The sequence below is a fragment of the Nostoc sp. DedQUE07 genome (assembly GCF_034530975.2).
Classification (GTDB): domain Bacteria; phylum Cyanobacteriota; class Cyanobacteriia; order Cyanobacteriales; family Nostocaceae; genus Nostoc.
Map to the genome: position 1 here is coordinate 22147 of NZ_JAVRCC020000047.1, position 14120 is coordinate 36266.

Annotated in this window: 13 protein-coding genes and 1 tRNA gene; 8 read left to right on the plus strand and 6 right to left on the minus strand. The window is 42.2% G+C overall.

The window, feature by feature from the left end; all coding sequences use genetic code 11:
• The first annotated feature begins 11 nt into the window (after positions 1-11).
• Positions 12-755, plus strand: coding sequence for a Uma2 family endonuclease (locus tag RMZ95_RS26425; protein ID WP_322686421.1), 744 nt, complete (start codon positions 12-14; stop codon positions 753-755).
• Between the two features lie 12 nt (positions 756-767).
• On the opposite strand, the gene RMZ95_RS26430 is transcribed toward RMZ95_RS26425, so the two are convergent.
• The gene (locus tag RMZ95_RS26430; protein ID WP_322686420.1) at positions 768-3509 is read right to left on the minus strand and encodes a CBS domain-containing protein; all 2742 of its coding nucleotides are present in this window, start codon (positions 3507-3509) and stop codon (positions 768-770) included.
• A 157-nt stretch (positions 3510-3666) separates the two neighbouring features.
• Between RMZ95_RS26430 and psbZ the strand changes: the two genes are divergently transcribed.
• From psbZ to RMZ95_RS26455, 5 genes are all read left to right on the plus strand, one after another.
• Entirely contained in the window at positions 3667-3855 is a 189-nt protein-coding gene (psbZ, locus tag RMZ95_RS26435; protein WP_322670309.1) for a photosystem II reaction center protein PsbZ, read from the plus strand.
• A 192-nt stretch (positions 3856-4047) separates the two neighbouring features.
• Positions 4048-4626: a 6,7-dimethyl-8-ribityllumazine synthase gene (ribH, locus tag RMZ95_RS26440; RefSeq protein WP_322670310.1), complete on the plus strand. Its 579-nt coding sequence runs from the start codon at positions 4048-4050 to the stop codon at positions 4624-4626.
• 183 nt (positions 4627-4809) lie between these two features.
• A tRNA-Gly gene (locus RMZ95_RS26445) sits at positions 4810-4881 on the plus strand.
• Between the two features lie 649 nt (positions 4882-5530).
• Positions 5531-5938, plus strand: coding sequence for a hypothetical protein (locus RMZ95_RS26450; RefSeq protein WP_094348002.1), 408 nt, complete (start codon positions 5531-5533; stop codon positions 5936-5938).
• Positions 5939-5942: 4 nt separating this feature from the next.
• A complete protein-coding gene (locus RMZ95_RS26455) occupies positions 5943-7205 on the plus strand; it encodes a glutamate-5-semialdehyde dehydrogenase (protein WP_322686419.1) in 1263 nt (420 codons plus the stop codon).
• A gap of 68 nt (positions 7206-7273) precedes the next feature.
• On the opposite strand, the gene RMZ95_RS26460 is transcribed toward RMZ95_RS26455, so the two are convergent.
• Positions 7274-8293 (minus strand): hypothetical protein, encoded by a 1020-nt coding sequence (locus tag RMZ95_RS26460; RefSeq protein WP_322686418.1) that lies wholly within the window; start codon positions 8291-8293, stop codon positions 7274-7276.
• A 238-nt stretch (positions 8294-8531) separates the two neighbouring features.
• Between RMZ95_RS26460 and RMZ95_RS26465 the strand changes: the two genes are divergently transcribed.
• Positions 8532-10103, plus strand: a complete 1572-nt coding sequence (locus RMZ95_RS26465; protein ID WP_322670313.1) for an alkaline phosphatase — start codon at positions 8532-8534, stop codon at positions 10101-10103.
• Positions 10104-10722: 619 nt separating this feature from the next.
• Positions 10723-11577 carry a universal stress protein gene (locus RMZ95_RS26470; protein WP_322670314.1) on the plus strand — a complete coding sequence of 285 codons (855 nt, stop codon included), beginning with the start codon at positions 10723-10725 and terminating at the stop codon, positions 11575-11577.
• A gap of 176 nt (positions 11578-11753) precedes the next feature.
• On the opposite strand, the gene psbM is transcribed toward RMZ95_RS26470, so the two are convergent.
• The 4 genes from psbM to tgt form a co-directional block, all read right to left on the minus strand.
• The gene (gene psbM / locus RMZ95_RS26475) at positions 11754-11870 is read right to left on the minus strand and encodes a photosystem II reaction center protein PsbM (protein ID WP_084227279.1); all 117 of its coding nucleotides are present in this window, start codon (positions 11868-11870) and stop codon (positions 11754-11756) included.
• A 200-nt stretch (positions 11871-12070) separates the two neighbouring features.
• Complete coding sequence (locus RMZ95_RS26480) at positions 12071-12367, minus strand: 2Fe-2S iron-sulfur cluster-binding protein (protein WP_322686417.1); 297 nt, start codon at positions 12365-12367, stop codon at positions 12071-12073.
• Between the two features lie 185 nt (positions 12368-12552).
• Positions 12553-12690, minus strand: coding sequence for a photosystem II reaction center protein K (locus tag RMZ95_RS26485; RefSeq protein WP_006195022.1), 138 nt, complete (start codon positions 12688-12690; stop codon positions 12553-12555).
• Positions 12691-12782: 92 nt separating this feature from the next.
• Positions 12783-13940: a tRNA guanosine(34) transglycosylase Tgt gene (gene tgt / locus RMZ95_RS26490; RefSeq protein ID WP_322686416.1), complete on the minus strand. Its 1158-nt coding sequence runs from the start codon at positions 13938-13940 to the stop codon at positions 12783-12785.
• Between the last annotated feature and the right edge of the window lie 180 nt (positions 13941-14120).

The following is a 14120-nucleotide window of genomic DNA, read 5'->3' on the forward strand; positions in this document are numbered from 1 at the left end:
ATATCCATTCTATGACCATTGCTCAAGAATTAGATTCTCAAGAAGGCATCTGCCAAGATATTATATTTCCCCCTGGTGATTTATATAGTGACGAACCTTCCTTGGAAAGCGAACTGCATTTACGGCAAATAATTTTACTTTTAACCTGTCTGGAATGGTTGTGGCGAGATAGAAATGATTTCTATGCGGCGGGAAATCTGACTATCTACTACAGTCCGCGCCAACGCACATCAGAATACTTCCGGGGGCCAGACTTTTTTGTTGTGCTGGGAACTGAACGTAAAACCCGCAAAAGTTGGGTAGTCTGGGAAGAAGATGGTAAATATCCGAATGTAATTCTAGAAATTTTATCTAACTCAACAGCTAATACTGACAAAGGTTTAAAGAAAACAATTTATCAAGACACTTTCCGCACACCCGACTATTTTTGGTTCGACCCTTACACACAAGAATTTGCGGGATTTCATTTAATAGATGGAGAATATCAACCTCTACAAGCAAGTGAAGAAGGGTATTTGTGGAGTCATCAGCTAGGGTTATACTTAGGAGTTTATGAAGGTTTATTGCGGTTTTTTACACGAGATGGACAACTAGTACCAACGCCAGAAGAAACGGCAGAACAGGTACAGCAAAAAGCTGAACAAGCCGAACAAAAGGCTGAACAAGCTGAACAAAAAGCTGAACAAGCCGAACAAAAAGCTGAACGTTTAGCAGCAAAACTGCGGGAGTTAAATATCAATCCAGATACAATTTAGACCAGAGCTATTTCATTTAGGATAGTGTTGTGCTAAAAACTCCTTAGCTTCAGTCTTATCTTTAATTACTCCATCCAAGGTAGCTGCAAGCATATCATCTAATATTTGTCGATATTGAGGCCCTGGTTTGTAACCCAGTTTCTTTAAATCATTGCCATTCAGTAGTGGCTGCACATTAGCCCAAACAGTTAAATATTCCCAAATCTGATGTCTAAGCGATCGCAAACTTTGCACAGCAATTAAAATCAGCATTGGTAAATCATACTGTCGCAATAACTGTACTACTTGACTAGGACTTTGGCACTTAGGCAAAGATTCCATTACTTCAGTTTGAGCACAAACCAAGTTTTGCAAGCGTTTAATCCCATCTTCTTGCAATTGCAGATTTTTTGCCACTTTTGCCCGATATTCTGGTGTTAGATGGGCGATTAACGTTTCTAAACGCATTTCCCAATGAATGAGGGTTGGTTGTGGGTCAAATCGCCGCAAACAGCGTTCTAGCAAACGTAATTGTCGTAGGACTTCCACATCTAGCTTCAGGCTAGGATGGATGCATTGCAATGCCTCTAAGTTATCTAGCAACTGCAAAGCCGATTTCCAGTAGGGGGCTTCTAGGATGTGTTTTAGTTCTGTTTTCAGTCGAGTTTGCAGGGCTGGAGTTCTGCTATTCTCTTGAGCAGTGCGATCGTAAACACCACTGTTGATGGCATAGCGGATAAACTCTTCAGTTTGCGATTCTATCTGAAATCCGAAGCGCACGGCAAAGCGCACGCCACGAAAAATGCGGGTGGGGTCTTCGATAAAGCTGTTGGCGTGTAAAACCCGAATTTGTTTAGCTTGTAAATCTAGTAATCCACCAAAAAAATCGAGTAATTCACCAGTCCGAGGGGAAGTCAGGCGCAAGGCGAGGGCGTTGATGGTAAAATCTCGGCGATACAAATCTTGACGAATGGAACTCGCCTCAACTTCTGGATTTGCGGCTGGATAAGGATAGAATTCTGTTCTAGCGGTGGCAATATCTACCCATAAAGAATCTAATTCTGGGTCTTTGTGCCACAGCAAAGCCGCAGTTTGAAAAGCCCCGTGGATTTCTAAGCGAGCCGTAGGGTAAAGTTGTTGGAGTGCCTTGGCTAATTCCACACCAGCACCGACATCTGCTGATTTATGAAAGCCATCAACTACAAGATCGATATCTTTAATCATCAAAGTGCCCGCGACTGCTTCTGTTAATAGCAAATCCCGCACCGCACCGCCCACTAAATAAAGATGCCAACCCCGTTTTTCTGCCTCTTGCGATGCTGTAGTGAGTAATTGCCACAGTTGGGGAGCGAGGCGATTTTGCAATTCAGTCCTGAGAGGAATTTTAGATTTTGTTAGCGCAGCGTTAGCGAGTCTGTGAGCGTCATTTTGAATTTTGAATTTTTGCTCGTCCTCTTCGTCTTCATCCCTTTCTTGATGTAATTCTCGCAAGACATCAGTACGGGTGACAATGCCCATTAACTGCCCATTTTCCAATACTGGTAAGCGTCCGATATCATAAGTCACCATCAGTGACTCAATTTGTGGCAGTGTCGTATCTGGTGTAATTGTTTTGAGATTCTTGGTCATGTAGCCCTTGACTGGCGCATGACTAAATCCGTGGTGTAAGGCGATATCAATATCCCGCCGCGAAATAATACCTACCAGTTGCCCTTGAGTATCAACTACGAACAAACCAGAGTGTCCATAGCGTAATAAAATGCGCTGGGCTTCGGCAATTGTGGTTTCAGGCAGAATCGTGCGGACAGGAGAAGACATCAAATCTCTAGCAGTGAGGGGATGGGGAATTTGTGCTTTTATCCCGTCAAGAAGCTGTTTTAATATTGCCTGCGAATTAACTCCCCTTAGATTTAAGGATGCAGCTTGCGAATGACCGCCGCCACCCAAGAGTTGAAATAATAGGTTAAGATTCGTTTTGGGAATTTGCGATCGCCCAATTACAGTTAAGCGTGAATCCTCTTCATTTAAAGGATACTCATTAGCCAGCAGTAGGGCATCAATTTCGGTTAATTCCACAAGTTCCGAAGCTAGGCTCGATAGCCCCGGCACAAAAGCCTCAGTTTTCAAAGTTACCCAAGCAACCGTATATCCATGTAGACAGAGATATTCTAAACTTTCCAGAGATTTCGTTAATAGCTGCTGCAATTGCGGAGATAATCCGGGGTCACGGTAAGTAGAAATTACTGATAAACTAGCCCCTTGTTGCATCAACCAAGCCAAAGCTAGGGCATCCCGTGCTGTGGACTGGTCATATGTCAAAGAGCCAGTGTCAACGTGGATACCCAAAGCCATCACAGTTGCTTCAGCAGAAGTCAAGGAAATTTCTTGTTGTTGCAATTGCTCAACGATTAAAGTTGTGGTGGCTCCTACTGAGTCAATATGCGATCGCGTGGCAGAAATATCTGATTCTTGTCCTAAGTGATGGTCATAAACTATAATCTCTCTTACAGTAGGTAAATCAAACCACTGGGCAGCTTTACCCAAGCGATCGCGTTGCTGTGTATCCACCACGGTCAGAGAGCGAATTTTTTCTGGATTTACCGAACGGCGTTCAATCAGTGGATATTCATCCCGATGCAATGCTAAAAAATCCCGTACAGTAGGATGAGAGCCGCCAGGTAGCACAATCTTGCTTCCCGATAGTAGGCGCGTCAAGCCTACTGCTGCTCCTAATGCGTCAAAATCTGCTGTTGTGTGGCAAAGAATTAAATCCATAGTTAAGAGTCATTAGTCATTAGTCATTGGTGCTTAGACAAAGGACAAATGACAAAAATGTTGCAATTTCTGCTAGCTTAAAAATAATAAGAAAGTGTCAGTGTCGCCCTTTAGGATATTCTATCCTTAGTATTTCGCTGTATTGGGAGAAGCAAAAATGACGATAATATTCCAATTTGCCTTGATCGGTCTAGTAGTGTTGTCTTTTGTCCTCGTTGTAGGCGTTCCGGTTGCTTATGCCACTCCCCAAAACTGGAATGAATCTAAAAAACTGCTCTGGCTTGGTTCTGGGGTCTGGATTGGTTTGGTGTTTTTAGTTGGTTTGTTAAACTTTTTTGTCGTGTAGGCGACGGCTTCGCTCTGGCGCAGGCACATAATATAAGAAATAGAGGGGCAGAAAAGCCTAGGTCAAAGGTTAAGGGAAACAAGGGATTTTTTCTTTTTCCTACTAACTTAATTTTGACCGCGCTTTCCTGCTCCTCTACATTTAAATAAGAAATGTATATTGGCCAGAAGTATAGTTGATAAAGAGGCAGTCATGGCAGTTTTCGAGGGAACTTTTACCCAAACGGAGCCTTTGCGGTTTGCAGTGGTGATTGGTCGATTCAATGACCTCGTTACCGGAAAGCTGCTAGAGGGATGTCAAGATTGTTTAAAACGCCACGGTGTAGACCCTAATCCCCAAGGTAATCAGGTGGACTATGTTTGGGTTCCGGGAAGTTTTGAGGTACCTTTAGTAGCTCGCCAATTAGCACTTTCCCATCGTTATGATGCTGTAATTTGTCTTGGCGCAGTGATTCGAGGACAAACACCCCATTTTGATTACGTATCCTCAGAGGTTTCTAAAGGCATTGCCGCCGCTAGCTTTCAAACTGGAGTGCCAGTAATTTTTGGCATTTTGACAGTAGATACTATGCAGCAAGCCCTAGAACGGGCAGGCATAAAAGGTAATCATGGCTGGGATTACGCCCTGAATGCTTTAGAAATGGCTAGCCTGATGCGACAACTGCGTTCTAACCTAGCAGAGCCATATTCTCGTAGTAGCCAGTCTCTGCCACCTTCTTTTCCAAGTGCCAGCGTTAGCAATTTAACTGTCGAGTCAGAAGAACTCAGCTAGTCCGTCATTAGTCATTTGTCCTTTGTTATTCATTAATGACGAATGACTAATGACCAATGACCAATGACCAATGACCAATGACCAATGACCAATGACTAATGACTAATGACCAATGACCAATGACTAAATTAAGGGGTTGACAATTACAGATAAATCTGAGATATTGGTATTTGGGTGATGATCGCGGGTATAGCTCAGTGGTAGAGCGTCACCTTGCCAAGGTGAATGTCGCGCGTTCGAATCGCGTTACCCGCTTCCAACTAAAACCTCTTGAATTTAACAATTCCAAGAGGTTTAGTGTTTTTAGGGTGCGTTGAAGTGTTCGTAGATTACCTCTGCACTCTTGTAAACTGCTCCAAATGTGGACAGATCGGTTAAAATTAGCCACAATCTATATATTTGGACAAAGAGTTAGACACTAAATATGTTTTAGCAGTTTCTGCTCTGGAAACGCCTGTGAACTCCAAGGCATAGAGATTGGAGACAATCCCGATCTAACCTTGATAACTGATTGTAATATATAGTGACCCAAAGGGAAATTAGCGGGTTTGTTAATGCGTGTTGTTTACGAGCCTAGCCTTCCCAAAGGATTGGCTTTAGGAGTGGTCGCCACTTATGCGCATAATAAATCCCCAAAAACGCAACCACATTACCTTGAAAGCGACAGATGAAGAGAAGGAAATTTTTAAACAAGATCGCCAACTACGGGGAAAGATTAAAAATAGATAACTCCGTACTGTGGCAATTAGTAGGATACTTAAAGTTAGCTGCATCTACTGTTGGTAATCAAGGCAATGTTTGCATCACCTTTTTATGTATATAAAGACAGAAGCCTTTAAGGTGTTTACCAAGGCATTATATTCTCGTAGTTCGTGTAAAACACGCTCAAGTTATTAGAACGCTTGTGCAATCTCAAAAACCCGAAAAAATCGATTTCAATACCGAATACCCCTGTCCCTGTCGTCGCCGGGGTCAGTTAATTCCGATTACGCTGACAGAAGCATTTGGTTGCGATCGCTGTCAGCAAATCTTTGTTGTAGAAGATAATGGTCATGTCCTAGAACAGCTTTCCACCACCTATCCCTACAAACGGGCTTGGCGTTGGATGGGAAATAGTTGGCATGTTGTCCATCCCCGCTTGGGAGAAAGCTATTTGCCTATAGCGCTGGGGATTATTTTCGTGCTAGTGATTATATGGCTGCCATTAGCACTGCGATTGGCAAATGGTTCCAGCATTATTGCTTGGGCAATGGTGGCGGTGCTATTGGCTATCTTACCAGCACTAATGGTTTGGCTTACCTACAGACGTTAACTCAATGACTGTTGAATTGTATGACCACCCCGAACCGATTACTAGTGCCCAACGAGCCTATCAAGCTTCCCTAAAGTTGGCGCTCACAAAGGGAGCAGACCGAAGTCGTGCAGTATTGGCAATGGCAAAGGCGATTGAGCGCTCATTTGACGACATTCTAGAAGCCAATACCTTGGATTTAGAGGCTAGTCGGGAAATGGCAGTGCCTGAATTGATATTGGACTGGCTGAAGCTGACTCCCACAAGGCTAGAGATGACAGTGGACATTTTACAACGGTTGGGGGAATTATCAGATCCGCTGCGACGCGTCAGAACTGCTGATTATCAACTGGAAGATTCCCAGAGTTATACCCAATTAATGCCCTTGGGAGTGATTGGATTTATTTATGAGGCGTTTCCCGATTTAGGGGCGATCGCAGCGGGTTTTTGTATCAAAACTGGTAATTGTATAATTCTCAAAGGCAGTACCGAAGCTAGCCATTCCAACGCGGTCATCGCTGAGGTACTGCAAAATGCGATCGCAGAAGTTGGCCTAGCTCCTGGCTGTCTAGAACTGATTACAGCAGAACATGGGGCTTCAGTTCGGGATCTAGTTACTCAAGACCAGTACGTGAATTTAGTTATTCCCTACGGACGTTCTAGCTTAGTGCAGCAGGTAGTCCGACAGGCAACTTGCCCAGTTTTAAAGTCGGCGATGGGTAACTGTTACCTCTACTGGTCGCTGAATAGCAGCTTAGAAATGGTGCGCTGGATGATTCTTAATAGTCATCAAAGTGAACCCGATCAAGTCAACGCCATTGAAAAAGTACTAATTCATCGTCAAGCCTTGCCATCATCTTTAGCAGTCTTGTGGAACAGCTTGATGGAAAAAGGCTTTGAAATTAAAGGAGATGCAGAACTAGTCCAATCCTTTCCTCAGTTGCAGCTGGTAAAAGAAGGCGAATGGGGAAACCCTTATTTAACGAGGACAGTAGCTTTTAAACTGGTGGATAGCTTAGAGGGTGCGATCGCCTGGATTAATGAATACAGCAGTGGTCATGCCGACTCTATCGTGACTGAATCTTACCAGGAAAGTCGGCAGTTTGCGTTGGGAGTTAACAGTGCCTCTACCTACATCAATACTTCCCCGCGTTTTTCCCGCAACCCTTCGCGGGGAGATTCTGTGTTTCTTGGTATGTCTAATCAAAAAGGTCATCGTCGGGGATTTATCAGCCTGGAAACCTTGACCACCGTTAAGCACATTGTTCAGGGAAATGGCAGGTTTTAAATAATTCGTAATTTATACAGTGTAATTCGGAATTTTGAAGTAAAACTATCTGAAATCACCGTGAAAAATTAAATTTCCCACACCTCAACGGTGCTGTCTCCACTCCAAACAAATAGTTTCTGTCCATCTGAGCTAATTGCAAGACCAGTAATTGACGATGAATGACTTGTGAAACTACAAAGTTCATGTCCTGTCCGAATATTCCACACTTTGATAATTCCATTTTCTCGACTACCACTAAGTAAAAAACGTCGATCGCGGCTGACAGTAATTACAGGCATATACCCTGAAAGACTTAAGGTGCAAATTACTTGTTGGGTTTGCCAATCCCATATTTCATAGTTTTGGTCAAAGCCTTGTTCTTCAGTCACTAATATTTGCGAATTTGAGTAAATGGGATAACGGCGATGAATATTTTCGGGGATAAAAATAGAAGGTGTTATCTTTTGTTCATTAACATCCCAAAATGTTAGTTCATAGCCATCACGAGTACTTACAAAAGTTTGACCATCTGGGCTAAAAGAAACTTTCCAAAATTCCTCCGACTGGATATTTGTAGTGAAAATCTTCTGCCCTATTTTTAAATCCCACACCTCAGCCAAATCAAGACAATACCAAAGTCCTAAAACGCGATTGTTGGGTGCGATCGCGATTTGATCGAATTCCTTCGTTGCTTCTGACTGGAATGTGCATATTACTTGTTGTGTTTGCATATTCCACACTTGAATTATGTTTTTATAATTACAAGTAACTAAGGTTTGCAACTCTTGGCTTATATCTACACAAGCTATCCTGCGAACTTTATCGGTATACCTTTCAATAGTAAAAAGATACTCAAAAAATAAATAGGGGTTGTATGCCTGTAATGCCAGTTTAGCTCTTGGCTCTGCACTTTCAAGAAGTAGCCAATAAGCTGCTTCTTGAACATCAACTTCTGAGTTCTCTAAAGCTTGAATAATCAAGTCTAAGCCAGCTTCCCCATACTCAAAAGCATCTAGAAGGGCATCAATTTTTTGTTCAAATTTTCCATAAGCTAGCAATTGCTTAACTCTTTCAATCGCTCCCAAAATTGTATTGTTAACTGTCATAAATTATTTACTATTTAGGTGGTGGGTTTAAATTCCCCACAAAATTCTCCCAGTGCCAATTCCCTAATTCAAATTTAAACTTAACAAAATCTTAATTTCTGCTTGATCCTGGTTTGCTAAGTTCCTTGTGTTTGGTTGAGCAGCAATTAGGAAACAAGTCAAATCAAGCCATTATTTGTGCTTTTCACAACTGACCTTCCTAAATGCCAACTGTATTTACATCTGAATAGGGGTGAATATGGAACTTATTGATAGCACACGCCTCCTAGCAAATCGGTGCAGAAGGCGGAATTTTTTGTTGGGTGCAGGATTTTTAACGGGGTTAACAATCGCTAGCCAATGGCATCCGGTATTGGCTAACTCAAGGTTTTCTAGCTATCCGTTCAGTCTTGGTGTTGCATCTGGCGATCCTTTGCCGGATGGTGTTGTTATCTGGACACGACTGGCTCCAAATCCACTCTCTGGAGGCGGAATGCCACTGGTAAATGTTCCAGTGCGGTGGCAAGTTGCCCTTGATGAAAACATGAAACAGGTTGTGCGGCGAGGAACAGTACTAGCAACACCAGAGTTAGCGCACTCAGTCCACGTTGATGTCCGTGGGCTAAACCCTGACCATTGGTATTGGTATCAATTTCAAGCAGGTAGGGAAGTTAGCCCCATTGGACGGACTCGTACAGCACCAGCATTTTATAGCTATACCCAACAACTGAACTTTGCTTTTGTCTCCTGTCAAGATTGGCAAAATGGCTACTATACAGCTTATCGGCATTTAGCTGAGGAAAATCTCGACCTTGTGGTTCATCTGGGTGACTACATCTACGAATACGGGCCACAATCTGGTGGGCCGCGCCAGCATAATAGTCCAGAAATTATCACTCTTAAAGACTATCGCGATCGCCACGCTTTGTACAAAACTGACCCGAATCTGCAAGCTGCTCATGCGGCTTTTCCCTGGATTGTGACTTGGGACGATCATGAAGTTGACAACAACTACGCCAACTTAACCCCTGAAGACAACCAAACCCAAGAGGCTTTTAGAAAACGGCGAGCTAATGCTTACCAGGCTTACTACGAACACATGCCCTTACGTCAGTCTTCATTGCCCAAGGGCCCAGACGCGCTGCTTTATCGGCGGTTGACTTTCGGTAATTTAGCTGAGTTCAATGTGCTAGACACGAGGCAGTATCGCACTAACCAACCTTGTGATGATGGACTTAAGCCTCGCTGTTCCCAAGCTTTTGATACAAATGCTACCATGGCCGGCTCAAAGCAAGAACAGTGGCTACGAAAAGGGTTAGACCAATCGCGATCGCGCTGGAATGTGATTGCTCAACAGACCATGCTAGCCGAGTACAATTTCAATAGTAATCCAGGTGTTGGTGTCTTCAATGTGGATCAGTGGGACGGTTATGTGGCTGCGCGTAATCGGCTTTTGAGTTTTCTCAACCAGCGCCAACCCTCTAATCCAGTGGTAATTACTGGAGATATTCATTCTAGTTGGGTACACGACCTAAAGCTTGACTTTAATAACCCAAACTCGCCGACTGTAGGCACTGAGTTCGTAGGAACTTCAATCACCTCTGACTTTCCCACCTCATTCATCGCTCCATCTCAAGCTGCCCTAACTAATAATCCCCATACTAAGTTCTTTGACGGTGCTTACCGAGGATACGTCCGCTGCAACCTGACTCCAAAACGCTGGCAAAGCGACTATCGTGTTGTATCAAGCATCGTTGACTTGAATGCTTCAGTCAAAACCTTAGCTTCGTTTATAGTCCAAAACGGACAACCAGGGGCACATCCAAGTTAAGCAAATCTCACAAGTAATCAAACAAACCCTCCAAATAGAATCTGGGGGGTTTCAATATAGTATTAAATATAATTTCGACTATTAGAATATCTGAATTCGGAGCTTGTTATCCCACATTTTGCGGGTGTTCCGATATAGCAATCTTATCTGAGTTACTAAAACTGCAAAAGGTTTAAAAAGCTAGAGAATATGGGAAACTCAAAAGGAGCGTAGACTATATTAAGTGGGAAGCGATCGCCTGTTAAAGGTTATACTAAATCAATTTTCCTATAGAGTTATTTTGGCATTTATTTGCAATACTTAACTTATCTATAATTAACAAAAGTAAACATAGATTAAAAATAATAACTAACATCATAATTTATTAAGTTCATTAGACTAAATTAAGAGTATGCTGAATAGTTGAAGCCTAGTTTAGAGTTGAAGTACTAAGTGCAAATAAAGTTAAATATTTGTTTAGTTTTTTCTCCTTTGTCATTTATTTGAGTGTTAAATACTAAAAAACAAAGTTTATTTGTGCCAACTTCCTAACTAGGTTGTCAAGCAAAGTGGTGAAAATCCGACCAGAGCCAAGTACCAACAGCGAAAACAAAAGTAAACTTCACAAAAATTACGTAAAATGATCAGAAGAATTTTGCTGGCTGTATCGGGATTGGGACACGCAGAAGAAATGCTCAAAACCCTGAAAGAAATCCCTTCAATTCAATCTGCAAAAGTTACAATTTTGCATGTTGTTCAAGCACAAAATGCTGCTGCTACCATGACAACTAAATGGGAAAATGGGGGTAAAATTCTGGCGAATGCCATTCAAACCTTGAACTTAGATCCTAGCCAAGTTTCTTCAATTTTACGTGAAGGCGATCCCAAAGATGTAGTTTGCCAGGTCGCTGATGAAATCGATGCTGACTTGATTATTATGGGTTCGCGCGGACTGAAGCGGCTGCAATCGATTTTATCAAACTCAGTCAGTCAGTATGTTTTCCAGTTATCTTCTCGCCCCATGTTGCTGGTAAAAGATGACATTTATGTTAAAAGAATTAAGCGAATTATGGTGGCAATAGATAACTCTGATTCAGCAAAAAATTGCTTGAAATTGGCATTGTTTTTACTGCGAGATATTCCAGGTGGCGAATTAATTTTGGCAAATATTAGTACAGATTTCGGCGGTAAAAAATCGGAAATAACCAAGGTTAACCCAGCTCAAAATCCAGTTTTAGCAGCCGCTGTTGCAGAAGCTGAAAAACAAGGCATCCAATCTCGTTCTTATATCAGCAGTGGCAAACCTGGTGAAGAAATTTGTCGGTTGGCTGAAGAGTTGAATATAGACTTATTATTGCTCGGTTCTCCAGATCGTCGGCCATCGATCGCTAAGAGTTTTGTTGATATCGATCGACTTATCGGATCTTCCTTGTCTGACTATGTTCGAGTCAATGCCACTTGTCCGGTATTGTTGGCGCGGACAATCGCTTCTTAAAGTAAACAGTGCTGAGTATAATAATTGTTGTAATAAAATAGTAAAGGAGTAAGATTTTTATTGTCTTTACTATTGGGCACTCAGCATAGGCTACGCTAACAGCACTAAATGGATAGTTGATAAATAAAAACCCCTACACTATTGGCGCAGGGGTTATTTATTTTATACACAAACTCTTAACTATCTTTTCCACCTTCGCGGCTAGCAGTTTGGATGTAAAGAATTAGTAAAAACACGGCGGGGACTAGTACGAACAAAATGCTCGCTATGAACCCCAGGTCATTAACTTGCATGGCAAGAAAACCTCTCTTAAATTTCCAGTCAACAACATTAGGATAGCATTATCGATGACAGAGTTATACCAATTCAAAATTCAAAACTTGTACTGAGCTTGTTGAAGTATTCAAAATGTCTGCGTAGCGTCTCGTAGAGAGAAAACTCAATTTTGGTAAGTATTTTGACTACTGACTGGATACATGACAGATTTGAGAACTTAAGGCTTCGTGACTACGCTGACTGAGCCATTCACTAAAGTTTGACAGGCAAGGCGATAATTTTCTGGCTTTTTCTTGAATTTCCGGTTTTCTACTTCTGTGCGCAAAGAAAGATTTTCTAGTCCTTCGACTATCTCGACAACGCAAGTACCACATTGACCATTACCACCGCAATTGGTCATTTTACCAATAAATGTATATATATCAATGTCATTTTGTATCGCCTTGAGCCGGAGATTAGCACCATCTGCTGCCACTACTTCTTTATTTTCTTTAACGAATTTGATATTACCCATAACTGATTCCTCCTTGACTGTAAGCTTGGCTTTCAAGGCTTCATATTGACATAGCTTGATTAATATCTTATTTATTATAATAATTTATTGCAAAATATTAATAAATATTAATTTTATCAAATACGACACTGCAAAAAAATAGGACAGGTAGTCTACCTGTCCTATAAATTGAACAATAGATTAACTTATCTAAATCCCACAGCTGCTTGCCAAACGAAAGCAAGCAACAAGAAGAATACCGGGATAACTGGGAGAACGTCTACCAAAGGATCGAAGATTTGGTAAGCTTCTGGCAGTTTTGCTAATAAAAGTGCTGCTTCCATGTTTGTTTAAATCCACCTATCCAACACAGCTTTCATAATTGAGAAGTATCTTAACATGGTTTGGTCATTGGTCATTGGTCATTTGTCATTTGTCATTTGTCATTAATACCCTGTTCTTCCACTCCCCACTCTTCATCTCGACTTTCTTCGTTGAGCCAGTGGCCAAATTCTGTGGTGAAGCGATCGCTCAATATTGCTTCTCGAATTTTTTGCGTAAAGCGAATTAGTTCGGTAATGTTGTGAATGCTCAACAAGGTATAAGCCAAAATTTCCTGCGATCGCACTAAATGAGATATGTAAGCACGGCTAAAATTTTGACAACTGTAGCAAGGACAAGTTTCATCTAATGGCGTAAAATCTTCACGAAACTTAGCATTTTTTAAATTCCAGCGTCCGCCTTGGACTATCGCTGTACCATGTCTTGCCCAGCGAGTGGGAATGACGCAATCAAATAAATCTATACCAGATGCGATCGCGATCGCCATTTCCCGATAAGTTCCCACACCCATCAAGTAACGCGGCTTTTCGGGGGGTAAAAGTGGTGCTGTTACTTTGACAATCTCAGCCATCAATTCTGGCGGTTCTCCCACACTCACGCCACCAATGGCATATCCCGGCAAATCCAACTTAGCCAAAGCTTCCGCCGCACGGCAACGCAAATCCAAATACACGCCCCCTTGCACAATCCCAAACAAAGCCTGATCGCTGCGTTGATGAGCCGTTATGCAGCGTTCTAACCAGCGGTAAGTGCGCTCAGTTGCAGTTTCTACTTCTTGGCGAGTCGCTGGGTAAGGCGGACACTCATCAAAGGCCATAATCACATCTGCCCCCAAAGTATTTTGAATCTCAATGGAGCGCTCTGGTGTTAAATTAATAATTTGTCCATCATGGGGCGAGCGAAAAGTTACGCCTTCTTCAGTAATTTTTCGCATCTCGCTTAAGCTAAAGACCTGAAACCCACCTGAATCTGTGAGCATTGGCCCGTTCCACCCCATAAATTTATGCAACCCACCACCTCCAGCCACGATCGCTTCTCCTGGTTGTAGGTGAAGATGATAAGTATTGGATAAGATCATTTGCGCCCCAGTCTCTCGGAGTTGAGATGGAGTAATAGTTTTGACATTAGCCAGCGTTCCTACTGGCATAAATCTGGGGGTTTCTACAAGACCGTGAGGGGTGAAAAACACTCCTGCTCTAGCTTTTGTCTGACTACAGCAAGCAAGACATTGAAAAGAAAAATTCGCACTCATGCCATTTGGAATTTTAGATTTTAGACTTCGGCTGCGCTCAGTCGAACGATTTTGGATTGTGAAACACTAATCGGTAAAGAGTTTCAAAAATCCATAACTAGTACAACGGAGCAGAACTAAACCTACCATTTCATTACAGCCAGAAAATCCAAAATGAAAGCTTTTTGACTTTTGGCTTTT